The sequence below is a fragment of the Sagittula sp. SSi028 genome, from assembly GCF_048553715.1.
Classification (GTDB): domain Bacteria; phylum Pseudomonadota; class Alphaproteobacteria; order Rhodobacterales; family Rhodobacteraceae; genus Sagittula.
Genome location: NZ_JBLZNC010000008.1, coordinates 19,943 through 44,579 on the forward strand (window position 1 = coordinate 19,943; position 24,637 = coordinate 44,579).

Genomic DNA, 24,637 nt, shown 5'->3' on the forward strand with positions numbered 1-24,637 from the left:
ATAGTCCTGATCCTCGTCAATTCACTATGCTCTCAGAGTTATGGAGGTTTTAGGAACATTATTAAATGAAACCATCATTCCCCGGGCATCGTATGTATTTGTGGTTCTGGCGGTGGAAGTTTTAAGTTGCATCCGGGATATAACTGCGCGCATCCCAGCTAAAGATTCATTGAACAATATGTGGTTTCTTTTCATTTTTTCTCGAACCTCCTCAATCACTTCTGCATCTTCATTGGTAAGCGAGAGGGCGCTCAAAAAGCTCTGTTTTTCCTGATGAATATCGCATAGCTTTTCGAACTCCCCTCGGATAAGAGCTTGGTGCTCAAGTTCAACAAGTTGTCTCAATTTTTTAAGCTTTGGCATAGGATCACCCTCTTCGTTTAAGAGTTTCAAAAATGTTCTCGGCTAATCCTATGCCACCTTTTTCTGCAATCATTTTCGCTTGTTCCAAGGCCAAGTATGAAGCGAATTGTTCCTCTCCTACGCCCCCGCCCGTAACAGATGGTTGTTGACCCAGGCCGGCGGCGGTAAACATTTCGGCAAGAAATCTCGCTTCAAGATTAATTGCTGCTGATCTGAGGGGGGAAGACGGTCGATGAGCAGAAAATTCTGGTAATTTGTATACATCCATTTGGCGCCCTTTCAGCGTAGCTGTGGGGTAGTAATACTGACAGACAGTAAAGAAATAGTAATAGTTTTTGTCTACTCCGACCCGGGAAGGAAATCCGGGAGTAGACATGTTGAACTACCCAAATATTTTTCTAGGCTCAACTTCCACGAGCAGCCTGCCTAAACTCGATGAAAATCGTATGATTGATCATGTATTTGGGGATACGTTCATAGTTGAAGTGGAACGAGACCAGGGTGAACACGAAGAACTAAAGTCAGTGGTTTCCCCCATGGAACTTAATCAGAATCATAATGACGATCACAGGTACACAAAAAATTCATGGTGTGAGGAGAGTACATCTCAAAAAACTTATAATGTACTTTCTGAAAGTCAACCATTGGGCGCAAGGAAAGAGGGGTTGAACGGCCCTGCACTCTCCGAAACACCCCAAAGCAGTAACGCAGAATATATGGATACGGGACCGGAGCGGGAATATGATATCTCCGGCGTGCGTTTCCCTATCGAATTTATCAATGACTTTCAGGTTAACACGATTGTAAATACGGAACAGAGTGAAAATTCCGTCAATATGACTTCTAGACTTGTAGAACGGGCTGTGCCCAAGGAGTCTAGGACGGAACGGCCCAAAATAAGCTTGGCAACTTCCGTCAGGTCGGGTGAAATGTCTTTTGAAGAGGTAGAGGTTCCGAACCAAGAAAATAGCGTCTCGATAAACGATATTATCTCGTTCGAAGTGGTGAGACTTTTAGATAACGTAGGCAGTATTGACGACCTTGCCCTCAATATCGAAAAGTCATTTCCAGTTCAATCAGCGTTTTCCGATCAACGTTTTCGATCTACTAGGCCGGTTGAAAGCGTTGGCAGCGGTAACATTGGTGGTGGTGCCGCATTTTTTCATTCTTTAAGTCAGGAGGATCCTAGTAATGATGTGAGTGATCGGAAACTTTATCCTCAAGGCGGCAATGTTGGAAAAACTTTTTTGGTAGAGGATGTTATTCCAGCAGGCCGGGAATTTAAGTCTGTCTTTTCCATTGAAAATATGGGGGTGGGTATTTCTGAGAAAGTTAGCTTTCCCGAAGACACGCTAGATTCCGCAGTGTCCTACGGCATCAAAACAAAAAGGTATGTGTCTGAAAATAATGCGGATACTCCGGGAAAGGTATATTTCTCTCACCACGAAAGTGAATATCTGCCCGTGCAAGATCTTCCTATACCGCCAAGGTTAGATGGGCGGGCGAAAGCGTTGCTAAGTGATAAACTGCTTTCCCCGGAATCTATTTCGGAAACTCTACAATGGGATAGTAGTGACGTTGAGAGAAAAACTGCGGCTGAATCGTTGTTTTCTAAAGAGAGGGCGTTTCCAAGTGAAGTGTTTGATTTAGGGAGCCGAAAGGATGACGGCGAACTACACCGTGATTGTCCATTAGTTTCTAGTGTTGCCGTGAACAAGAAAATTCCGATTTTCGAGGATTTTGAGAATCTTGGTGTGGCAATTGGTTACACCCACAAAGAGCGTGCCAATTTTCTAAAAGATAAAAATGCCATCGGGTCCCTTTTGGTGGATGTTTCGGGTCCGGTTCTGGGTAATCGAAAGGGAGAAGGTGGTGGTGTTGCGCTTCAGAGAAAGCTCCCACTAGAGTTTGATGATGATAGTACTCCAGACAAAGCGACACATCCTCTTCAGGTGGATACGGATAGTGATTCGATCCAAAAAAGTTCCGCCCGGGAATTTAAGAATAGTTCTCAGGACAAACTGGCTTTTAAAAATGAAGGTCGAGTGTTTGAACAGGGGGAAATCCTAGTCGCAGATTTTGAATATACCGGACTGATCGAATCGAGTGGACCATCTTCGAAAGATGGCAATATCACCAATCAAACTGCCTTAATTTATCGACCAACCACGGTGCAGAGTAACGTTATATTGAGCAATAACTTGTACCAAATCGCCGAGACAGCAACGCGGATATCCGAAGGCGCTGTGGAGCTAAAATTGTACCCGGAGGAACTGGGCCGTGTCCGAATGTTTTTGGTAAGCGGTGAGGCGGGGCTTACGGTGAATATTCTGGCAGATAGACCAGAAACACTCGAATTGTTGCGGCGCAATGCCGATGAACTGGCACGGCATTTGGCAGATGCCGGGTTTGAGGGGGCAGGGTTCTCCTTCGGTCAGGACCATCGCGAAGATGAAAGCCAACATTCCTCCGTTGCCATCTCGTCTGGTTCTGACGAAGCGGGAGAAGGGCTAATAGACAATTCAACCCTAGTATCCCCCGATGCTGGTTTAGATTTAAGAATGTAAGGATCAAAAATGTTGTCAGGAATTAACACTGCTGCAACAACTCAGACTGTTCAACAGGCGGCTGCACAGACGCAAGCGGCCGAGACCGTTCTTAGCTCGGACTTTGAAACATTTTTAAAGATGCTAACGGTCCAAGTCCAGAATCAGGACCCTTTGAACCCGGTTGACTCTACTGAGTATGCAACACAATTGGCGACTTTCTCGTCAGTGGAACAACAGGTTTTGACCAACGACTTACTTAGGAACCTGGGCGCAACGCTCGGCGGCAATGCTTTGGGCGAAGCAAGCCGCTGGATCGGGATGGAAGGCTTGGTTCGCGCGCCTGTGGCGTTTGCGGGGCAGCCCGTTTATGTCAGACCCGACTATGCGATTGGTTCAGATCGTGCAGAGTTGGTTGTGCGAACCTCGGACGGGACGGAGGCAATCCGATACGATTTGTCCGTGAACGAGGAAAGCATCGTTTGGGGTGGCTACCTGGATGATGGCAGCCAGATGCCGAGTGGGATCTATAGCTTCCATGTGGAGAGTTATGACGGCGACACGTTGATCGGTACAAGCATGGCGCAGGTTTACAGCCGTATCGATGAAGTCCGAAACGACAACGGCACGATTATGGTTCAACTGTCCGACGGCACGGAAATCAGGTCCGACGAGATTGGCGGTTTGCGATCACCGGCGGTGTAACCTTACATTAAATGGGGCGCGGTGAGAGTGACGAGAACACCGATTGCCGCTCCCACGCTGGTCCATACGGCACGTGACACCCAGCGGCGTGCTGGGAATGCCGGTGGGGGCGAGGCTTGTTTTATCAAGGCGGCCTCTACCAGTCCGGGAAGGCGTGGTCCGAAGCGGGCCATCACACGTGCGGTTTTCACAAGATCTGACACCGCGGCTTTCGGCCCGATCGATTGCTTGATGTAGTCTTCCACCACCGGCTGGGCAGTCTTCCAAATGTTCATGTGCGGATCAAGCGAGCGCGCGACACCTTCGACGACCACCATGGTCCGTTGAAGAAGAATCAATTCGGTCCGGGTTTCCATGCCAAATCGTTCTGTCACCTCGAACAGATAAGCGAGGAGTTTACCCATGGAAATGCGGGTCGCATCCATACCGAAGATAGGCTCTCCTACTGCGCGAAGGGCGCGCGCAAATTCGTCCTTGTCGCGGTCGGCCGGGACATAACCAGCCTCGAAATGGACCTCGGCCACGCGCTTATAGTCGCGACGGATGAACCCATACAGGATTTCGGCATACACGCGGCGGGTGTATTCATCGATATGACCCATGATTCCAAAATCATAGGCGATAATGTTGCCATTCGGCGCGACCTTCAGATTGCCCTGATGCATATCCGCATGAAAAAATCCGTCGCGCAAAGCGTGGTTCAGAAAGAGCTGCAAAACCCGTTCAGACAGGGCGGGGCGGTTATGTCCTGCAGCGTCTAAGGCTGCATTGTCGCCCAACGGTTCACCCGCGGCCCAAGTCATCGTCATGACTTTACGACCGGACAGCATCCAATTGATCCGAGGCAGCTCAAAACCGGCGTCGTTCACGGTGTTGGCTTGGAATTCGCTCGCAGCCGAGGCCTCTAGTCGCAGATCCAGCTCACCCATAACGACGCCTTCGAAATGGGCGATGACATCACGGGGCTTCAGGCGGCGTGACGCCGGGGACAGGGTCTCGATCAAAGCGGCCGCGAACCAGAACGCGTCAATGTCCCTGCGAAAGGCGCGTTCGATGCCGGGGCGCAGCACTTTGACGGCGACATCTTCACCGGTCTCGCGCAGTTTTGCGCGATGCACCTGAGCGATGGACGCCGCTGCAACAGGGGCGCTGAATTCGGAGAACACTTCCTCGACCGGAGTGCCGAGTTCCTCCCGAATTTGCCGGTGGGCGTCTTCGATGGAGAAGGGGGGTAGTTTGTCCTGAAGCACACGCAACTGCGTTGCCATTTCCGCGCCGACGACATCGGGCCGTGTAGATAAAATTTGGCCGAATTTTATGTACGCAGGCCCCAACGCCTGAATTGCGCGAACGGCGGGCGGCAGACTGGGGTCGCCTTTCTCGCCCAGCCAACGGAAAGGCCATGCCAATACCCGAGCGGCAATGCGGAGCGGCGCGGGTGCATCCAGCGCATCCAGCACGACGCCCATGGCGCCAGTCCGCTCAAAGGTGGCACCGGTGCGGATCAACCGCAGGATATTGTGCGGACCTCTCAAAGCTTCCAACCCGAATGCAAGCAGGCCACGCCCATTGTCAGGTTGCGATATTTCACATTCTCGAAACCGGCGTCACGCACCATGGACAAAAACGTCTCTTGATCGGGAAATTTGCGGATGCTTTCGACCAGGTACTGATAGGAATCTGCATCCCCCGCGATCATCTGGCCCATCTTCGGAATGATGTTGAAAGAATACAGATCGTAGGCCCATTGCATCAAATCGTTCGGAATTTGCGAAAACTCCAGAACCATCAACCGCCCACCGGGTTTGAGCACGCGGAACGCTTCGTTCAGGGCTTCTTGGGGCCGCGTCACGTTACGAATACCGAAAGAAATCGTATAAACGTCAAAGGTGTTGTCGGCGAAGGGGAGTTTCATCGCATCGCCCACAACCCAATCGAGGCTGTCGGCCATCGACGCAGCTTCGGCCCGTTTGCGCCCCTCGACCAGCATGGATTCGGTCAGGTCGAGCACGGTTGAATGGCCGCGACCGGCGCGGTCAAGAAACCGGAACGAAATGTCGCCCGTCCCGCCTGCGACATCAAGCAGCCGTTGCCCGGCCCGCGGCGCCAGCCAATCCATCATGGCGTCCTTCCAGATCCGGTGGATTCCGAAGGACATCGCATCGTTCATAACGTCATATTTTGACGCGACCGAGGTGAACACCCCCTGCACCCGTCCCGCCTTTTCCGATTCCGGCACGTCGGTGAAACCGAAATGTGTCGTCTTGTCAGAGTCTTGGGTCATTTGCGCCTTTCGGGGCCTCGATCTGGCCTTGTCGTTTCGCCTACTAGCGCCTTCTTATAGAGCGCCGCTGGCCCATGACAATGCGAAGGACCCCGCCAATGCCCGAATTGCCCGAAGTCGAGACAGTCCGTCGCGGTCTTGCCCCTGCAATGGAGGGGACCGTGATCGCTCAGGCGCGGGTCAATCGCCCGGATCTACGCTGGCCTTTTCCTGATCGCATGGCAGAGCGACTGACTGGCGCGCGGGTCCTGCAGCTTCGGCGACGGTCAAAGTATATCCTCGCGGATCTGGATCGTGGGGAAACGCTGCTTATCCATCTCGGCATGTCGGGGCGGATGCTTGTGTCGGGCGATCCGCTGGGTCAATTCGTGCACGATCATCCCGCGCCGGAGAAGCATGACCACGTGGTGTTCGATATGGCGAATGGCGCGCGGATCACATTCAACGATCCACGCCGTTTTGGCGCGATGGACCTGCTGGAGACATCCACAGCCGAAGCGCACCCGCTATTGGCGCAAATCGGACCGGAGCCTTTGGGCAACGGATTCACCGAATCTCATCTCGTGGATGCGTTGAAGACGCGCAATACACCCATAAAGTCCGCCTTGCTGGATCAAAAAACTGTCGCAGGTTTGGGCAACATATACGTTTGCGAGGCGTTGTTCCGTGCTGGAATCCATCCGGTGAGGCGTGCGCGCAACATATCGGCCAAACGCATCGCGACCTTGGTGCCCATCATCCGGACCGTTCTGGAAGACGCAATTGACGCTGGGGGATCTTCGCTAAAGGATTTCCGCCAAGCTGATGGAGAACTTGGATATTTTCAGCACAGCTTTGATGTTTACGGCCGCGAGGGTGAGCCCTGTCGCACCCCCGATTGCACCGCCACTGTGCAGCGCGTTGTACAATCAGGGCGTTCAAGTTTCTATTGCCCAAGTTGCCAAAGATAGGCTTGATCGGGGTGAACCAGATGTTAAGGCTTAGCGCCTGACGGAACCGGACGGAGCCCAAAGCCTATGGCCTATGAGACGATCATCGTCGAAGTAGAAGATCACGTCGCTACGATTAAACTGAATCGTCCCGACGCGTTGAACGCGCTCAACTCTCAGTTGCTGGGTGAGCTGAGCGCCGCCCTGGCGGAGGCGGACGCCAACGACAAAGTCCGCGCCATCATCATCACCGGATCGCAAAAGGCCTTTGCCGCCGGAGCCGACATCAAGGAAATGGCCGACAAGAGCTTTGTCGACATGTTCATGTCGGATTTCTTTGGCCGCGAGGGCAATGCCATCACCGCGACCCGCAAGCCTGTGATCGCCGCTGTGGCCGGTTACGCGCTGGGCGGCGGCTGCGAGCTTGCCATGATGTGTGATTTCATCATTGCAGCCGACAGCGCCAAATTCGGCCAGCCGGAAATTAACCTCGGCGTGATACCGGGACTTGGCGGGACTCAGCGCCTGACACGGTTCATCGGCAAATCCAAAGCGATGGATATGGTCCTGACGGGCCGTTTCATGGACGCCGAGGAGGCCGAACGCGCAGGGCTGGTCAGCCGCGTCGTGCCGGCCAAATCCCTAATGGAAGAGGCGCGCAGCGCAGCCGAGAAGATCTCCGAGAAATCCATGATCTCGCTGGTCACGGCGAAGGAACAGGTGAACATCGCCTACGAGACCACGCTCGCGCAGGGTCTGATGTCGGAGCGTCGCGCCTTTCATGCGCTGTTCAACACTGAAGATCAAAAAGAAGGCATGTCTGCCTTTTCGGAAAAGCGGACCGCGCAGTTCCGCGACCGCTGAGACCTGCGGGACGATTTCCAGAACCGGCCGTGGTCTTGCGCCTTGGCCGGTTTTTCTTTTCCGGCTTGCCGACCAGTGAACCTTCGGGTATAGGCAGCCGCCATACATGCGTGTGATGCCCGCTTAGGCAAGAATCGGTCCCGTTGGCGATAAACGGGTCTGCACCGGCATCTGCCGCGCAACCAAGTTTTGAACCGACATTGCTGAGCCGCTCAGCACCACAGACAAGGATCGATTATCATGGCAAACACTGCCCAGTCCAAAAAACGCGCACGTCAGTCCGAAAAGCGTTACGCCGTTAACAAAGCACGCCGTTCGCGTATCCGCACCTACCTGCGCAAGGTCGAAGAAGCGATCGCATCGGGCGACCAGTCCGCTGCTCAGGACGCTCTGAAAGCCGTTCAGCCCGAACTGATGCGCGGCGTGACCAAAGGCATCTTCCACAAGAACACCGCTTCCCGCAAAATGTCGCGTCTCGCGGCACGCGTGAAGGCGATGGCAGCCTGACCTGTCCAAAAGTCTAGTGTTGCGAAAGGGCGTCACCTCGGGTGGCGCCCTTTTTCGTTTTTACCAATGATTCAAGGCCTCTCGAAAAGGCCGGAGATTCTTTTCCGGGAATCACTGAGTCAAGTTTGAAGTTCAGTTGCCGCTGCCTGTGGATGATTGGTAATTTCACCAGGCGAGTCACATCGCGGATCGGGGGGACAAGGCTGCCGATTCCATCATCTGAACAGGGTGGTGGATTCAACTTGCCAGAGCGTAAATTCAGATGCTCTGCTTGGTGTTTTAGGGAGTACCCTGGCCTGTCCACAGTACACGAATTGGGCTGTCCGCCCACCGCTTCGTCGGGACAACGAGGCGGTAGGTTATCAGCTCCGGGGCCCTTGCCCTGTCGCACGTCTTTTCAGGCGTGGGGCTGGTTATTTCGTGCCGAAACGTTGTGACACGCGGCCGTGCGCATGCGGTCTACGGAACGAAACGAGGAATTTTTGGCGGATGACAAAAGAACAATGGGGCGCCCTCCAAGACCAGATCTGCAAGACGATCGGTCAGAACAATTTTAAAACATGGATCGAGCCTCTCCGCTTTCGTGGTATTAACGATGACGGTGTAATGACCCTGCAGGCCCCGACGAATTTTTTCGGGACCTACGTCTCTCAGAATTTTGGTGACATGCTGCTGGCGCAGGTGTCGACGGTGAACGGTTCCGTGCGCCGCCTGAACTTTCAGGTTGGTATCAACGACGACCCGCGCCCCGCGCCGAAAACAGAGGCCGTGTTGCCGCAAGCGGAAGAGCCTGCCGCACCTGCGACCACTGCCAAAGATCAGGCGTTGCCCGGTGCGCCGCTGGACATGCGTTTCACGTTTGACACTTTCGTTGTGGGCAAGCCGAACGAGCTGGCGCATGCCGCCGCAAAACGCGTGGCCGAGGGCGGGCCTGTCACGTTCAACCCGTTGTTCCTGTATGGCGGGGTTGGCTTGGGCAAAACCCACCTGATGCATGCCATCGCGTGGGAACTGTCCCAGCGCAATCCACATCTGACGGTGCTCTACCTGTCTGCCGAGCAGTTCATGTATCGCTTTGTACAGGCTTTGCGCGAACGCAAGATGATGGATTTCAAGGAGATGTTCCGCTCCGTCGACGTTTTGATGGTCGATGACGTGCAGTTCATCGCCGGCAAGGACAGCACGCAGGAAGAGTTCTTTCACACGTTCAACGCGCTTGTGGACCAGAACAAGCAGATCATCATCTCGGCGGATCGTGCGCCTGACGAGATCAAGGATCTGGAAAACCGTATCCGCAGCCGCCTGCAGTCGGGTCTTGTGGTCGATCTGCACCCGACGGATTACGAACTGCGTCTGGGCATCTTGCAGACCAAGGTCGATGTGTATCGCGGCATGCACCCCGGTCTGGAGATCGAGAATGGCGTGCTGGAATTCCTTGCGCATCGGATTTCCACAAATGTGCGCGTTCTCGAAGGGGCGTTGACCCGCTTGTTCGCCTTCGCGTCGCTGGTGGGCAAGCCGATCAATATGGACCTTGTGCAGGACAGTCTTGCGGATGTGTTGCGCGCCTCCGAGCGCAAGATCTCGATCGACGAGATCCAGCGCAAGGTGGCGGAGCATTACAACATTCGCCTGTCGGACATGATCGGCCCGAAGCGCGTGCGCAACTTTGCACGTCCGCGTCAGGTTGCCATGTATCTGTGCAAGCAACTGACATCGCGCAGCCTGCCTGAAATTGGCCGCCGGTTTGGCGGGCGCGATCACACCACGGTCATGCACGGTGTGAAACGCATCGAGGAACTGCGCCACGCGGACGGCCAGATCGACGAGGATGTCGAACTGCTGCGCCGCGCGCTGGAGGCCTGAGGTTAACAGCCTGAGCCTTTGAAACCACATCAAGGCCGTGCGGCGTGACATATGCGCCGCACGGCCTTGACGCTTCTGTAATTCCGTTCAACAAATCGCAAAACCGGCTTGGAGAGGCGTGCGCCGCACGCTAACGTGCATGTCCCGGTCTGGCGGAGAGGTGAGGGCGATGAAAATCAGCATGGAACGGGCGACGCTGCTGCGCGCCGTGGCACAAGCACAATCCGTCGTGGAACGGCGGAACACTATTCCGATCCTCGCGAATGTGTTGATCGAGGCCGAGGGTGAGACTGTCACCTTCCGCGCGACCGATCTGGATATCGAGGTTCTGGACAAGGCCGTCGCACAGGTCGAAAAAGCGGGCGGCACCACTGTCAGCGCCGTCACCCTGCACGAAATCGTGCGTAAACTGCCTGATGGGGCCTTGGTGAACCTGTCCGAGGAGCCGGGCTCTGGCCGGTTGACCGTGTCTGCGGGGCGGTCGAACTTTAACCTCGCGACCCTGCCGAAAGAAGATTTCCCGGTCATGGCGTCGAGTGAATACAGCTCGAACTTCACAGCCAAGGCCGAAGTTCTGCGCCGTCTGTTCGATAAATCGAAGTTCGCGATCTCGACCGAGGAAACCCGGTATTACCTGAACGGCGTCTACATGCATGTCGCAGATGGCGATGGCGGTCAGATGCTGCGCTGCGTGGCCACCGATGGTCACCGCCTTGCCCGGATTGATGCAGATTTGCCGGAGGGCGCCTCGGACATGCCGGGCGTGATCGTGCCGCGCAAAACTGTTGGCGAATTGCGCAAGCTGCTCGACGAGGATGATATGGACATCGCGGTATCGGTGTCCGAGACCAAGGTCCGCTTTGCGACGCCGGACATCACCCTGACGTCCAAGGTCATCGACGGCACCTTCCCCGACTACACGCGCGTGATTCCGCAGGGCAACACCCGCAAGCTCGAGGTCGACGCGACAGAATTTGCCAAGGCGGTCGACCGCGTTGCAACCGTTTCGTCGGAGCGCAGCCGTGCCGTCAAACTGGCGCTGGACGAGGATCGCCTTGTGTTGTCTGTGAACGCACCAGACAGCGGCGCCGCTGAAGAAGAGCTCGCCGTGGCGTATGGCGACGAGCGTCTGGAGATCGGGTTTAACGCCAAGTACCTGCTTGAAATCGCCAGCCAGGTGGACCGTGAAAACGCGGTCTTTCTGTTCAATTCCTCTGGTGATCCTACACTGATGCGCGAAGGGACCGACACGTCAGCGGTTTACGTCGTCATGCCGATGCGCGTCTGACCGCAAAACGATCGCCTGGCCGTTCCGGCGTGGAGGTATTTTTGCCAAGAAAAAGCCAAGAGTGCGGCGCATGTATCTGACGTCGCTTACTCTGTCGCATTTCAGGTCGCATAAACGGGCGGTGATCGAGGTCGATCATCGCCCTGTTGCCATTTGGGGGCCGAACGGGGCGGGCAAAACCAATTTGATCGAAGCTGTATCGCTGTTCTCTCCGGGGCGGGGATTGCGGCGGGCCTCGGCACTGGAGATGGCACGCCGGCCGGAAAGTCTGGGCTGGAAGATCAGTGGCGATCTGGTTGGCGTCGGCGGCGCGCATGAGGTCAGCTTTGTGTCCGAGGGTGGGGCAGCGCGTCAGGTGCGGATTGATGATAAGCCCGCCAGTCAGGTCGCCCTCGGGCGGTTGGCCCGAGCTGTTTGGCTGATCCCTTCGATGGACCGGCTGTGGATTGAAGGCGCAGACGGGCGGCGGCGGTTTCTGGATCGGCTGGCTTTGTCGTTTTTTCCTGATCATGCGCAGGTGTCTTTGGAATATGAAAAGGCGATGCGCGAACGCAATCGCCTGTTGAAAGATGCGGTGCGCGACGCGCATTGGTATGCAGCCTTGGAAAGCCGGATGGCGGAGGCGGGTGCGGCGATCCATTTGAACCGGAGGGCGACCGTGGCCCGGATCGCGCAGGCCCAAGCGGGGGCGGAGACGCAGTTTCCTGTGGCGGCGCTGGAGCTTATTCAGTTGGACGGGGAGATGCCGGAGGCGGCGGAGGATTTGCGGACTGCGCTGGCAGAGGGGCGCGGGCGGGATCTTCAGGCCGGGCGGACGCTGATCGGCCCGCACCGCAGCGATCTGTTGGGGCATTTCGCGGCAAAGGGCGTGCCAGCGGCGGAATGTTCGACGGGAGAGCAGAAGGCGTTGCTGATCTCGCTGATTTTGTCGAACGCACGGGCGCTGGCGGAGGATGTGGGTGAGCCGCCGATCCTGCTTCTGGATGAGGTCGCCGCGCATCTGGACGCAGGGCGCAGGGCGGCCCTGTTTGACGAGATTTGTGCCCTGGGCGCGCAGGCCTGGATGACGGGCACGGGGCCGGAATTGTTCGCGGAATTGGGGGATCGGGCGCAGGCCTTGGAGGTGACCGAAGACGATTTCGTCTCCGTTGTTTCAAAAGCCTGAGATACCTACCAAATCTTGTGTCAGAGGCGTGACATTCCCTGCGCCAAAGGCTATAAATCACGCGATAATAACAAGGGAAATGGGCATGTCCGACCAGCCGAGCGACAACGCCGAATATGGCGCTGATTCCATCAAGGTTCTCAAGGGCTTGGAAGCGGTTCGTAAACGCCCCGGCATGTACATCGGGGATACCGATGACGGGTCGGGTCTGCATCATATGGTGTATGAGGTCGTCGATAACGGGATCGACGAGGCTTTGGCCAAACATGCGGACTATGTCCATGTGAAAATTCACTCGGATTCGAGCGTTTCTGTGCGTGACAACGGGCGCGGTATTCCCGTGGACATCCACGCCGAAGAGGGCGTGTCCGCTGCCGAAGTGATCATGACCCAGCTGCATGCGGGCGGTAAGTTTGACAGCAACTCCTACAAGGTGTCCGGCGGCCTGCACGGCGTTGGCGTGTCGGTTGTGAATGCCCTGTCTTTGTGGCTGGAACTGACGATCTGGCGTCAGGGCAAGGTGCATCGTGCGCGGTTTGAACATGGCGAGACCGTCGAGCACCTCAAGGTGATCGGGGATGCGGGTGACGAAACCGGCACCGAGGTCCGCTTTCTGGCGTCGGCCAAGACAAATGCGCCGGAGGGGACGTTTTCCAACCTCGAGTACTCCTTTGAGATCCTCGAAAAGCGTCTGCGCGAACTGGCCTTTTTGAACTCTGGCGTGCGTATCATTCTGGAGGATGAGCGCCCCGCCGTGCCATTGAAGTCCGAGCTGTTCTTCGAGGGTGGGGTAAACGAGTTCGTCAAATTCCTCGACCGGTCCAAGCAGCCTGTGATGGCGCAACCGGTTTATATGGAAGGAGAAAAGGACGGTATCGGTGTCGAGGTCGCCATGTGGTGGAACGACAGCTACCACGAGAATGTCCTGCCCTTTACCAACAACATCCCCCAGCGCGACGGCGGCACCCATTTGGCGGGCTTTCGCGGCGCGCTGACCCGTCAGTTGCAGAAATATGCGCAGGAAAGCGGTATTGCGAAGCGTGAGAAGATCACCTTTACCGGCGATGACGCGCGCGAGGGGCTGACAGCGGTCCTGTCCGTCAAAGTGCCCGACCCGAAGTTTTCCAGCCAGACCAAGGACAAGCTTGTCTCCTCCGAGGTGCGGCCAGCGGTTGAATCCTTGATGAACGAAAAGCTGGGCGAGTGGTTCGAGGAAAACCCGAATGAAGCCAAGCAGATCGTCGGCAAGATCGTCGAGGCCGCCATGGCCCGCGAAGCGGCCCGAAAAGCGCGCGAGTTGACCCGACGCAAAACCGCGATGGATGTGAGCTTTAACGCCGCAAAGTTGAAGGACTGTTCGGAAAAGGACGCATCGAAAACCGAACTGTTCCTGGTCGAGGGGGATTCGGCGGGAGGGTCGGCGCAGACGGGGCGCGACCGCCGCAATCAGGCGATCCTGCCGCTGCGTGGTAAGATCCTGAACGTCGAGCGCGCGCGATTCGACCGGATGCTGTCCTCGCAAGAGATCGGCAATCTGGTGATGGCACTGGGCACAGGCATCGGCCGTGACGAGTTCAACATCGAAAAACTGCGCTATCACAAGATCATCATCATGACCGATGCGGACGTCGATGGCGCGCACATCCGTACGCTTCTATTAACCTTCTTCTACCGTCAGATGCCGGAGCTGATTGAAGGTGGATACCTGTATATTGCCCAGCCGCCGCTGTACAAAGTGGCCCGTGGCAAATCCGAAGTTTACCTGAAGGATCAGGCCTCTCTGGATGACTACCTGATCCAGCAGGGCATTGAGGGTGCGCAGCTTATCCAGGGCAATGGCGAGACCATCATTGGTCAGGACCTGATCCGTGTGGTTGATGAAGCCCGACAGCTGAAACGTGTTCTCGACGCTTTCCCGACCCATTATCAGCGTCACATTCTGGAACAGGCGGCGATCGCCGGTGCCTTTGTTCCCGGTGCGGTCGACCGTGATCTGCAAGGTGTGGCGGACGCTGTGGCCAAACGTCTGGATCTGGTCGCACTGGAATACGAACGCGGCTGGCAGGGCCGGATCACACAGGACAAAGGCGTGCGTCTGGCGCGTATCCTGCGGGGCGTCGAAGAAGTGCGCACGCTGGATGGCCCGATGCTGCGGTCGGGCGAGGCGCGCAAAACCGGATCTTTCACCGAAAGCCTGCAGTCCGTTTACGGCTTGCCCGCGACGCTGGAACGCAAGGACCGTCGCCAGGTGATCCACGGACCGCTTGAGCTTTTGAAAGCTATCCTCGAAGAGGGTGAAAAGGGGCTTAGCCTGCAGCGCTACAAAGGTCTGGGAGAGATGAACTCCGACCAGTTGTGGGAAACCACGTTGGACCCGGACGCCCGCACATTGCTGCAGGTGACCGTCGACGACATGGCAGAGGCCGATGATCTGTTCACAAAGCTGATGGGCGATGTGGTCGAACCGCGTCGCGAGTTTATCCAGCAGAACGCCCTGTCGGTGGAAAACCTCGACTTCTAGGTGCTGTATCAGCGCTTTGATTACACGGCCCGCGCAAACCTTGCGTGGGCCGTTGTCATTTGCCGGGGTCGGGTTGCGCTTTGACAGTCACTTGGTGAAGAAGGGTGCGCGAGCAAAGGAGCGTGACATGGCGACTGTGATGAACTGGGATGATCTTCTGTGCCCCGAACGTCTGGGCGACAGCGCGTATGAGGCGGATCGCAGCCGGTCGATCTTTTTACAGGACTATGACCGGATCGTTTTCTCCGCGCCGTTTCGTCGGTTGGCCAACAAGACACAGGTGCAGCCGCTCTATGAAAACGATCACGTCCATCACCGGCTGATCCATTCCATCGAAGTGGGCAGCGTCGGCAGATCCCTTGCAATGCGGTTGGGCAATTGGTTGGCTGCCGAGGGGCATCTTTCCTTGCCGCAAGCGCTGGACTTGCCGGATATTGTACAGGCCGCCTGCGTGGCCCATGACATTGGCAACCCGCCCTTTGGCCATTCGGGCGAGGAATCGATGGGCGCGTGGTTTGCCGACCGCTTTGCCCGGGGGCAGGGTCTGGTCGCCGATCTGCCCAAAGCCCTGCAGGCGCAGTTCACCGCGTTCGAGGGCAACGCCCAAGGCTTTCGCATCATCTCGCGTCTGGAAATGTACCGCAATCAGGGTGGGATGCGCCTGTCCAAAGCGGTTCTGGGCGCCTTTACCAAATACCCGGTGACAGCGGCGGACCGTGTCGAAATACAGGCCCGCGACGACGCCCCGACCTATGTCGGGCTCAAGAAATTCGGCATCTTTGCTGCGGAACGTGATCTGTTTGTGGACACGGCTCAGCGCCTTGGCCTGCCCGAAGTCACGGCAGGTGCCTATGCACGGCACCCCCTTGTCTTCATCGTCGAGGCTGCGGATGACATCACCTATAATATCGTCGATCTCGAAGACGCCTTTACCACGGCAGAGCTGCCCTACGCGGTCGTTCGGGATCTGCTTTTGCAGGTGATCGGTAAAGACGCCCCCATGCGGGACACGATGACCGAAGCCGAACACATCGCCTATCTGCGCGCACGGGCCATCGGCGCGGCCATTGATGCCTGTGCGGAGGCGTTCCAGACCCATTACACAGATATCATGGCGGGCCGGTTTTCAGACGATCTGATCGGGGCCAGCGGGCAAAGCGCCGTGTTTTCCCACATCAAATCCGTGGCGCGGGACCGCATCTTTACCGCTCCGCGCAAAACCGAACTGGAAATTTCGGGTCGTCGTATCATCGCAAATGTTCTGTCCGGAATCGTGCCTGTGTACGAGGATCTTGCCAGGGCGCAGTGGCGGGAAACCGCATTGTCCGATCATTCGCGTCAGTTGGTCCGCGCCTTGGACCTGCCCCTGCGCGATGTCACCGACGCCGAAAGCGCCCTGCATGCCATGGCCGATTTCGCATCCGGCATGACGGATCGATATGCTTTGCGCATTTCGCGCATGCTGTCGGGGACGTGACCTGCTGCGGTGTGATTTTCGTATGGCGGTGTGTCACGCGGCGTGCCAGACATAATGGCATGAGACGACTTGCCCTGCTGTTCCTTGCTGTATTCTGCGCGGCTCCGCTGCGGGCGGCCGAGGTGACGGTCTTTGCCGCAGCCTCCTTGCGCTCCGCGTTGGACGACGTTGCGGAGGCCTATCAGTCCACCACCGAGCACCGCCTGAGCCTGTCCTATGCGGGGTCGTCCGCCTTGGCGCGGCAAATCCAGCGCGGCGCCCCAGCGGATATCTTTCTGTCTGCAAACGGCGACTGGATGGACGTTTTGCAAAGCGATGGCTTGTTGCAGGATGGCTCACGCGTGGATCTGTTGTCGAACAGCTTGGTGCTGGTGTCCTATCAGGCGGGGGATGCAGTGGAGCCTGCAGAGCTGCCGGACATATTGGGAGAGGGCCGTCTGGCCATGGCGCTCGTCGATGCGGTGCCGGCAGGTATCTACGGGCGTCAGGCGCTGACGCATCTGGGGATCTGGCCGCAGATTGAACCGCAGGTCGTGCAGTCGGACAATGTGCGCGCAGCCTTGGCGCTTGTCGCTTTGGGGGCCGCGCCTTTTGGTGTGGTCTACAGCACCGATGCCATGGCCGAGCCGCGCGTGCATGTGCGCGCGACATTCCCCGACACCAGCCATGATCCGATCCGCTATCCTGCAGCCCTGACCAAAGACCATGACCCCGCCGCGATGGATTTCCTGCAGTTCCTCCGCTCGCCCGAGGCTGCAGAAATCTTTACCCGCCACGGCTTTGGTGTGTTGTAGCGGATGTTCGGACTGGGACCCGAGGAATGGGCAGCGGTATTGCTGTCGCTGAACGTCGCCTTCTGGGCGATGGCGGTCTCCTTGCCATTTGGTGTTCTGGTGGCCTACGCCTTGGCCCGCTGGCGGTTTGCGGGGCGGCAGGTGCTGAACGGTCTTGTGCATTTGCCGTTGATCCTGCCACCGGTGGTGACGGGCTATCTGCTGCTGGTGGCCTTTAATCCGCGCGCGCCGATGGGGCAGCTTCTGGAATGGTTGGGGACGCCTGTGGCCTTTCGCTGGACGGGGGCTGCCCTCGCCGCGGCGATCATGGGATTCCCGCTGATGGTGCGGGCCATCCGCCTGTCGATCGAGGCCGTCGACCCCGCATTGGAAGAGGCCGCCGCAACGCTTGGTGCCTCGCGCTTTCGGGTGTTTTTCACCGTGACCTTTCCGCTGATCCTTCCGGGCGTGCTGACGGGTGCGATCCTGGCCTTTGCCAAAGCGATGGGCGAATTCGGGGCCACCATCACCTTTGTGTCGAACATTCCCGGCCAGACCCAGACATTGCCATCCGCGATCTACGCCTTCTTGCAGGTTCCCGGTGGCGAGGCCGCTGCCCTGCGGCTGGTGCTGGTGTCGATTTTTGTCGCAATGGCCGCGCTGATGCTGTCGGAATGGCTGTCGCGCCGTGTCGCACGGCGGGTGGGGGCGTGATGCTGGAACTGTCGCTGCGCCATCGGTTTGACGGTTTCACGCTGGATGTGGATCTGGCGCTTCCGTCGGGGCTGACGGTGCTCTTCGGGCGCTCGGGGTCCGGCAAAAGCACCGTGATCAAATCGGTGGCTGGGCTGCTGCGGCCAGATGAGGGGCGCGTCGTTGTGGGTGGTAAGGTTCTGGGCGACACCTCGCGGGGCCTGTGGTTGCCGCCGCATAAACGCGGGCTGGGCGTCATCTTTCAGGAAGGGCGGCTGTTCCCGCATCTGACCGTGCGGCAAAACCTGTTGTATGGCCATCGCGCAGGCCGTGGTGATCTGGCAGAGGTCGTCGATATGCTCGGGATCGGCGCGCTGCTGCAACGCCGCCCTGCCGGTCTGTCGGGGGGAGAACAACAGCGCGTGGCCATCGGGAGGGCCTTGCTGGCGGGGCCGGATCTTATCCTCGCGGACGAACCCCTTGCCGCGCTGGATGAGGGGCGCAAAGCGGACATTCTGCCTTATTTTGAACGGCTGCGGGACCGCGCCTGCCCCATTCTTTATGTCACCCACTCCCCGGCGGAGGTCGCGCGGCTGGCCAACCATGTGGTCGTCTTGGACGCAGGCCGTGTCCTGCGGCAGGGCAGCGCGCGCGACATCCTTGGTGATCCCGAACTGGTGCCTGCCGGTATTCGCGGGGTCGGCGCTGTGCTGGAGGCGCGGGTGGCGCAGCATCATGACGACGGGCTGACCCAGCTGGATGCTGGCGGCGTACCGCTCTTTCTGCCGCGCGTGGCATCGCCCGTGGGCGCCATGATCCGGGTGCGCATCGCCGCCCAAGAGGTCATCCTGTCCCGTACCCGCCCTGAGGGGCTGTCGGCGCTGAACATCCTGTCGGGCCAGATCGACAGCATCCGCGCAGGCGACGGGCCGGGCGCTTTGGTGGCATTGAAGACGCCAGCGGGGCGTATCTTGGCACGGATCACGCGGCGCTCTGCCGAGGCGCTGGACCTGCACGAGGGCGCGCCCTGTCATGCGGTGGTGAAAACCGTGGCAATTGCGCGCGAAGACATCGGACAGGGTTGATCCGGCAAGTGTCGCGGCTAATTCGCCGTAAATGGCAAATGCACTGATCATAGGCGCTTCGGGCGGGATTGGCGGCGCGGTGGCGGCCCATCTGCGCGCCCGTGGCGATACTGTCACCGGCCTGTCGCGCAGCGTGGACGGTCTGGATATCACCGATGAAGACAGCATTCAGCGCCATCTGGCCGCGCTTGACGGGCCGTTTGATCTGATCTTTGTCGCCACGGGTGCCCTGCGCATTGACGATGCCCAGCCGGAAAAGACGCTGTCGTCGCTGTCGGCAAAGGCCCTGTCGGATCAATTCGCGGTGAATGCCATCGGACCGGCACTGGTTTTGAAACACGCCCGCCCCTTGCTGCCCCGCGACCGGCCTGCGGTCTTTGCGGTCTTGTCCGCGCGGGTGGGGTCGATCGGCGACAACCGCTTGGGCGGCTGGTACAGTTATCGCGCGGCAAAGGCTGCGGTGAACCAGTTGATCCACGGCGCGGCCATCGAAATGGCGCGCAAATACAAACACCTCGCCTGTGTTTGCCTGCATCCCGGCACCGTGCGCACCGATTTTACCGAAGGGTATCAGGACCGGCATCCAACCGTTTCAGCACCGCAAGCCGCGGCCCGTATGGTCGCGGTTCTGGACGGTCTGGACGCAAAGGACACGGGCCGGTTTCTCGATTACAGCGGAAAGGACATCCCGTGGTGAAACTGATCCTTGTTCTGGGCGACCAGCTGAGCGAAAGCGTGGCCGCCCTGCGCGCCGGGGATAAGGAGACCGATATCGTCGTCATGGCAGAGGTCGCGGACGAGGCATCCTATGTCGGCCACCACCCCAAGAAGATCGCGCTGATCTTTGCCGCGATGCGCAAGTTTGCCGCCCGCCTGCGCGAGGATGGCTGGCAGGTGTCCTACACGGAACTGGACGACACGCAGAATTCCGGCAGCATCTGTGGCGAGCTGTTGCGCCGCGCCGAACAATATGGCGCCTCCGAGGTGGTCGCCACCGAGCCGGGAGAATGGCGGCTGATCGATGCGCTGGGCAACTGCCCGTTGAAGGTGCGCCAGCTCGAGGATGATCGCTTTATCGCCAGCCACCGTGATTTTCAGGACTGGGCAAAAGGGCGCAAAGCCCTGCGGATGGAGTATTTCTATCGCGATATGCGCCGCAAGACCGGCCTGATGATGGAAGGGGAGCAGCCTGCAGGCGATCAGTGGAATTACGATCACGACAATCGCAAGCCAGCGGGCGGCGAGGTCGACACCGCCCCCATGCAATTCACACCCGATGACATCGTGAACGACGTTCTGGATCTGGTCGAGGCGCGCTTTGGCGACAATTTCGGCGATCTGCGCCCGTTCCATTTCGCCACAGAGCCGGGTCAGGCGCGGCGCGCCTTGGCCCATTTCGTGCGCCACGCGCTGCCCAAGTTCGGCGATTATCAGGATGCGATGATGGAGGGGGAGCATTTCCTGTGGCACGCCCATTTGTCCGGCTACATCAACATCGGTCTTTTGGACCCGCTGGAGGTCTGTCAGGCGGTCGAAGCAGCGTGGAAGGCAGGCGATGCGCCGATCAACGCGGCGGAAGGGTTCATTCGCCAGATCATCGGGTGGCGCGAATACGTGCGCGGCATCTACTACCACGAGGGGCCGGACTATACCCGCCGCAATCACCTGCATCACGACCGTGATCTGCCGTGGCTCTATTGGGGCGGCGAGACGCAGATGCGCTGTGTCGGACAGGCCGTGGCCCAAACCCGGACCGAGGCTTATGCCCACCATATCCAGCGCCTGATGGTGACCGGCAATTTCGCCTTATTGGCGGGGATTGACCCGTGGCAGGTGCATGAATGGTACCTCAGCGTCTATATCGACGCCTTTGAATGGGTCGAAGCGCCGAACACCGTCGGGATGAGCCAGTTTGCCGATGGCGGGGTGATCGCCTCTAAACCCTATGTGTCCTCGGGCAACTACATCAAGAAGATGTCCGACCACTGCGGGCATTGCGCCTACAACGTCAATGCCAAGGATGGGGAGGACGATGCCTGCCCCTTTAACCTGTTGTATTGGCATTTCCTCGACCGGCATCGGGAGCGGTTTTCCGGCAACGGACGGATGGGCAACATGTACCGCACATGGGACCGCATGGCCGAAGACAAGCGCGCCCGCATCCTGAAACAGGCAGATCGCTTCCTGACCAGATTGGACGCGGGCGAGCCGGTTTAGGCCGGTTATTCGCTGGCCGCCGGAGCCTCTGCGGGGGCGTCCGGTGCGTCGGGCGTCTCCTCTGCGGCGGGGGGCGGTGTGGTGGTGGAATTCTGCGTCAAAGCACCGCCGATCCATTCGCCGCTTGCCTCTTCGCCGGTGGCGTAGCGCATGGTGCCGTCGCCTTCGCGCTTCCCGCCGACAAAGCTGCCCTCGTAGATGTCGCCATTGGCGTAGGTGGCGACGCCTTGGCCGTTGATCTCGCCGTTTTCCCAGTCGCCTTCGTAGCGAAAGCCGCTGGGCATCACCATCGCACCCTTGCCATGACGCAGACCGTCGCGGAATTGGCCCTCGTAGGTGGTGCCATCGGGGTAGGTCGCAACCCCCATGCCATGGCGTTCCCCATCCTGCCACGCGCCTTCATAGCGGTAGCCGTCGGGGAAGGTCATGATGCCCTGACCTTCGTTGCGGGCGTTCACGAATTCGCCTTCGTAGACCAGACCGTTGGGGTAGGTGGCGCGGCCAGTCCCCTCGATCACGCCGTCGACCCATGCACCCTCGTAGGTGGCGCCGCTGGGGTAGGTGATCTTGCCGGTGCCATTGGCCAGATCGCCGCTGACATCGCCCTCGTAGACAGAGCCGTCGGGGTAGGTGACCTTGCCCTGACCTTCGATCTGGCCGCTGACCCAGTTGCCCTCATAGCGGTAGCCGTCCTGCCCGATAAAGGTGCCGGTGCCATGACGCTGGTCGTTGTTGAATTCCCCCTCGTAGATGTCGCCGCTGGCATAGGTGACCTTGCCCTGACCTTCGCGCCGGCCATCCACAAGCTCGCCTTCGTAGATGTCGCCATTGGGCTGGGTCAGCTTGCCGCTTCCGTCGATCTGACCGTCGCGCCATGTGCCTTCGTAGATCAGCCCGTCGGTCATGGTCAGCTTGCCGGTGCCGTCGCGTTCACCATTGGCAACGCGGCCTTCGTAAACCGAGCCATCGGGGTATTCGATGCGGGCATTGCCCTCTTTGACGCCGTTCACCCACTGTCCGTCATAGACGTATCCCGTGGGGGCCGTCATCACGCCCTTGCCATGGTGCAAGGCGTTGCGAAACGATCCCTCGTAGCGGACGCCATTGGCGTAGGTGGTGATGCCCTGTCCGGTGATTTTGCCATCCAGCCACGACCCTTCATAGGTGCCGCCGTCCGCGAATGTGATCTTGCCCGCGCCTTCGGGTTTGCCCTTGGCAAAGTTGCCCTCATAGACCGATCCGTTGGGGAAACGCGCGACGCCCTGTCCGCGGATTTCGCCGTTCACCCATGCGCCGGTGTATTCATACCCGTTGGGCAGGCGATAGGTGCCCTGCCCATGCTGCAAGCCATCGACAAAGCTGCCCTCGTAGACGCCGCCGTCGTCATATTCCTTTGTCTCGACATTGCCGTCCTGCGCCATGACGATCGAGGCCGTCGACAGCACGGCGACGAGGGTAAGAATGGCCTTGGTTTTCATGCGCTGCCGCCCTCCCAGCGGGTGTTGTCCGGTGATAAATTGGTAAAGGAGGGGCGCGCGGGGGGCAATGTCTTTTGGGACCAAGGGGCCAAGTGGGCGACCTTGCGGCGGGTTTCCTCTGGCGGCAGGTCTGCTATGTGAAGGGCGAAGTTGCAAAGGACGCGCGATGACCGACCGTTTCCGCCTGACCATGGCCCAGCTCAACCCCACCGTGGGGGATCTGAAAGGCAATGCCGACAAGGCCCGCGCTGCTTGGGCCGCCGCGCGCGATGCCGGTGCCGATCTGGTGATGCTGCCCGAAATGTTCATCACCGGCTATCAAACGCAGGATCTGGTGATGAAGCCCGCCTTCATCAACGATGCGGTGGCCACCATCGAACAGCTGGCCCGCGATTGTGCGGAGGGACCGGCGCTGGCCATCGGCGGCCCCTGTCCCGAAGGCACCAAGCTGCACAACTCCTGCTATGTGTTGCAGGGCGGTCAGGTGGCGGCTGTCTCGCACAAGTATTTCCTGCCGAATTTCAATGTGTTCGACGAGGTGCGCCTGTTCTCTCGGGATCAGTTGCAAGGGCCGGTCAACATCAACGGGGTCCGTGTCGGCATCCCGATCTGCGAAGACGCGTGGTATCCGGACGTGGTCGAGGCGATGGAGGAATCCGGCGCCGAAATCATCGTGGTGCCCAACGGGTCGCCCTATTTCCGCAACAAGTTCGAGACCCGCCTGAACAAGATGGTCGCGCGCGTCGTCGAAAGCCGCCTGCCGCTGGTGTATCTGAACATGGTTGGCGGCCAGGACGATCAGGTGTTCGACGGAGGCTCCTTCGTGCTGAACCCCGGTGGTGTTCCTGCCGTGCAGTTTCCGGTGTTTGACGAGGTGATCGAAACCGTCGAATTCATCCGCGGTGATGACGGGTGGAGCGCGGAAAAGGGGCGCTTTGACCGCCATCCCGATGCGTGGGAACAGGATTACCGCGTCATGGTCGAGGGCCTGCGCGACTATTGCGGCAAGACCGGCTTTACCAAGGTTCTGCTGGGCATGTCGGGGGGCATCGACTCGGCCCTGGTGGCGACGATTGCGGCGGATGCGCTGGGTCCGGATAACGTCCGCTGCGTGATGCTGCCGTCGGAATACACGTCAGAGCACAGTCTGGAGGACGCCAAAGCCTGCGCCAATGCGCTGGGCGTGCGCTATGATTTCGTGCCGATCAGCGAGGGACGTGACGCGATCACCAACACGCTTGCGCCCCTGTTCGAGGGCACCAAGCCCGACCTGACAGAGGAAAACATCCAAAGCCGCCTGCGCGGCCTGTTGCTGATGGCACTGTCCAACAAATTTGGTGAGATGCTGCTGACAACGGGCAACAAATCCGAAGTCGCCGTTGGCTATGCCACGATCTATGGCGACATGGCGGGCGGGTATAATCCGATCAAGGATCTGTACAAAACCCGCGTGTTTGAAACCTGCCGCTGGCGCAATGCCAACCACCGTCCGTGGATGCAGGCCCCTGCGGGCGAGGTCATTCCCGACCGCATCATCACCAAGCCCCCCAGCGCCGAGCTGCGTCCCGATCAAAAGGACAGCGATTCGCTGCCCGATTATCCGGTGCTGGATGCGATACTGGATATTCTGGTGGATCAGGACGGCTCTGTTGCGGATTGTGTGGCCGCTGGCTACAGCCGCGAGGATGCGCAGCGCGTGCAGCATCTGTTGTATATCAGCGAATATAAACGTCATCAGTCTGCGCCCGGCGCGCGTCTGACGCCACGGGCGTTCTGGCTCGACCGGCGCTATCCGATTGTGAACCGCTGGCGGGATAACGGATGAAAAAAGGGGGCCGTGTGGCCCCCTTACAGATTAAACACTTATGCGTTCGGG

General features: G+C 58.6%; 21 protein-coding genes. 16 read left to right on the top strand and 5 right to left on the bottom strand.

Going from position 1 to position 24,637, the window contains the following annotated elements:
- Positions 1 to 24 precede the first annotated feature (24 nt).
- Together ACN5AZ_RS15035 and ACN5AZ_RS15040 are read right to left on the bottom strand one after the other, a co-directional pair.
- Positions 25 to 363 carry a hypothetical protein gene (locus tag ACN5AZ_RS15035; protein ID WP_419429717.1) on the bottom strand — a complete coding sequence of 113 codons (339 nt, stop codon included), beginning with the start codon at positions 361 to 363 and terminating at the stop codon, positions 25 to 27.
- A 4-nt stretch (positions 364 to 367) separates the two neighbouring features.
- Positions 368 to 631 carry a rod-binding protein gene (locus ACN5AZ_RS15040; protein WP_419429718.1) on the bottom strand — a complete coding sequence of 88 codons (264 nt, stop codon included), beginning with the start codon at positions 629 to 631 and terminating at the stop codon, positions 368 to 370.
- Positions 632 to 737: 106 nt separating this feature from the next.
- Here ACN5AZ_RS15040 and ACN5AZ_RS15045 point away from each other — a divergent pair, with 106 nt between their 5' ends.
- Both ACN5AZ_RS15045 and ACN5AZ_RS15050 read left to right on the top strand, forming a co-directional pair.
- Complete coding sequence (locus ACN5AZ_RS15045) at positions 738 to 2,930, top strand: flagellar hook-length control protein FliK (protein WP_419429719.1); 2,193 nt, start codon at positions 738 to 740, stop codon at positions 2,928 to 2,930.
- 9 nt (positions 2,931 to 2,939) lie between these two features.
- A complete protein-coding gene (locus tag ACN5AZ_RS15050; RefSeq protein WP_419429720.1) occupies positions 2,940 to 3,614 on the top strand; it encodes a flagellar hook capping FlgD N-terminal domain-containing protein in 675 nt (224 codons plus the stop codon).
- Between the two features lie 2 nt (positions 3,615 to 3,616).
- Here ACN5AZ_RS15050 and ubiB read toward each other — a convergent pair whose 3' ends face one another.
- On the bottom strand, positions 3,617 to 5,149 hold the full coding sequence (gene ubiB, locus ACN5AZ_RS15055; protein WP_419429863.1) for a 2-polyprenylphenol 6-hydroxylase: 1,533 nt from the start codon (positions 5,147 to 5,149) through the stop codon (positions 3,617 to 3,619).
- Entirely contained in the window at positions 5,146 to 5,898 is a 753-nt protein-coding gene (ubiE, locus tag ACN5AZ_RS15060) for a bifunctional demethylmenaquinone methyltransferase/2-methoxy-6-polyprenyl-1,4-benzoquinol methylase UbiE (RefSeq protein ID WP_419429721.1), read from the bottom strand. Before ubiE ends, ubiB begins: the two co-directional genes overlap by 4 nt.
- A gap of 98 nt (positions 5,899 to 5,996) precedes the next feature.
- Here ubiE and mutM point away from each other — a divergent pair, with 98 nt between their 5' ends.
- The 13 genes from mutM to ACN5AZ_RS15125 all read left to right on the top strand — a co-directional run bounded on the left by mutM (position 5,997) and on the right by ACN5AZ_RS15125 (position 21,283).
- On the top strand, positions 5,997 to 6,848 hold the full coding sequence (gene mutM / locus ACN5AZ_RS15065; protein WP_419429722.1) for a bifunctional DNA-formamidopyrimidine glycosylase/DNA-(apurinic or apyrimidinic site) lyase: 852 nt from the start codon (positions 5,997 to 5,999) through the stop codon (positions 6,846 to 6,848).
- Positions 6,849 to 6,914: 66 nt separating this feature from the next.
- Entirely contained in the window at positions 6,915 to 7,691 is a 777-nt protein-coding gene (locus tag ACN5AZ_RS15070; RefSeq protein WP_419429723.1) for an enoyl-CoA hydratase, read from the top strand.
- Positions 7,692 to 7,931: 240 nt separating this feature from the next.
- Entirely contained in the window at positions 7,932 to 8,198 is a 267-nt protein-coding gene (gene rpsT, locus ACN5AZ_RS15075) for a 30S ribosomal protein S20 (RefSeq protein WP_419429724.1), read from the top strand.
- Positions 8,199 to 8,687: 489 nt separating this feature from the next.
- On the top strand, positions 8,688 to 10,064 hold the full coding sequence (dnaA, locus tag ACN5AZ_RS15080) for a chromosomal replication initiator protein DnaA (protein WP_419429725.1): 1,377 nt from the start codon (positions 8,688 to 8,690) through the stop codon (positions 10,062 to 10,064).
- Between the two features lie 169 nt (positions 10,065 to 10,233).
- Positions 10,234 to 11,352, top strand: a complete 1,119-nt coding sequence (gene dnaN / locus ACN5AZ_RS15085) for a DNA polymerase III subunit beta (protein WP_419429726.1) — start codon at positions 10,234 to 10,236, stop codon at positions 11,350 to 11,352.
- Between the two features lie 70 nt (positions 11,353 to 11,422).
- Positions 11,423 to 12,517 carry a DNA replication/repair protein RecF gene (recF, locus tag ACN5AZ_RS15090; RefSeq protein WP_419429727.1) on the top strand — a complete coding sequence of 365 codons (1,095 nt, stop codon included), beginning with the start codon at positions 11,423 to 11,425 and terminating at the stop codon, positions 12,515 to 12,517.
- 85 nt (positions 12,518 to 12,602) lie between these two features.
- Entirely contained in the window at positions 12,603 to 15,038 is a 2,436-nt protein-coding gene (gyrB, locus tag ACN5AZ_RS15095; protein WP_419429728.1) for a DNA topoisomerase (ATP-hydrolyzing) subunit B, read from the top strand.
- 127 nt (positions 15,039 to 15,165) lie between these two features.
- Positions 15,166 to 16,515, top strand: a complete 1,350-nt coding sequence (gene dgt / locus ACN5AZ_RS15100; protein ID WP_419429729.1) for a dGTP triphosphohydrolase — start codon at positions 15,166 to 15,168, stop codon at positions 16,513 to 16,515.
- A 59-nt stretch (positions 16,516 to 16,574) separates the two neighbouring features.
- Positions 16,575 to 17,309 (top strand): molybdate ABC transporter substrate-binding protein, encoded by a 735-nt coding sequence (gene modA, locus ACN5AZ_RS15105; RefSeq protein ID WP_419429730.1) that lies wholly within the window; start codon positions 16,575 to 16,577, stop codon positions 17,307 to 17,309.
- 3 nt (positions 17,310 to 17,312) lie between these two features.
- Entirely contained in the window at positions 17,313 to 18,002 is a 690-nt protein-coding gene (modB, locus tag ACN5AZ_RS15110) for a molybdate ABC transporter permease subunit (RefSeq protein WP_419429731.1), read from the top strand.
- Positions 17,963 to 19,066 (top strand): molybdenum ABC transporter ATP-binding protein, encoded by a 1,104-nt coding sequence (gene modC, locus ACN5AZ_RS15115; protein ID WP_419429732.1) that lies wholly within the window; start codon positions 17,963 to 17,965, stop codon positions 19,064 to 19,066. Before modB ends, modC begins: the two co-directional genes overlap by 40 nt.
- Before the next feature lie 31 nt (positions 19,067 to 19,097).
- Positions 19,098 to 19,763, top strand: a complete 666-nt coding sequence (locus ACN5AZ_RS15120) for an SDR family NAD(P)-dependent oxidoreductase (protein WP_419429733.1) — start codon at positions 19,098 to 19,100, stop codon at positions 19,761 to 19,763.
- Positions 19,757 to 21,283, top strand: a complete 1,527-nt coding sequence (locus ACN5AZ_RS15125) for a cryptochrome/photolyase family protein (RefSeq protein WP_419429734.1) — start codon at positions 19,757 to 19,759, stop codon at positions 21,281 to 21,283. The genes ACN5AZ_RS15120 and ACN5AZ_RS15125 overlap by 7 nt, the downstream gene beginning before the upstream one ends.
- Before the next feature lie 5 nt (positions 21,284 to 21,288).
- On the opposite strand, the gene ACN5AZ_RS15130 is transcribed toward ACN5AZ_RS15125, so the two are convergent.
- Positions 21,289 to 22,761: an MORN repeat-containing protein gene (locus ACN5AZ_RS15130; protein ID WP_419429735.1), complete on the bottom strand. Its 1,473-nt coding sequence runs from the start codon at positions 22,759 to 22,761 to the stop codon at positions 21,289 to 21,291.
- Between the two features lie 166 nt (positions 22,762 to 22,927).
- Between ACN5AZ_RS15130 and ACN5AZ_RS15135 the strand changes: the two genes are divergently transcribed.
- Positions 22,928 to 24,586: an NAD+ synthase gene (locus tag ACN5AZ_RS15135; protein WP_419429736.1), complete on the top strand. Its 1,659-nt coding sequence runs from the start codon at positions 22,928 to 22,930 to the stop codon at positions 24,584 to 24,586.
- Positions 24,587 to 24,637 lie beyond the last annotated feature (51 nt).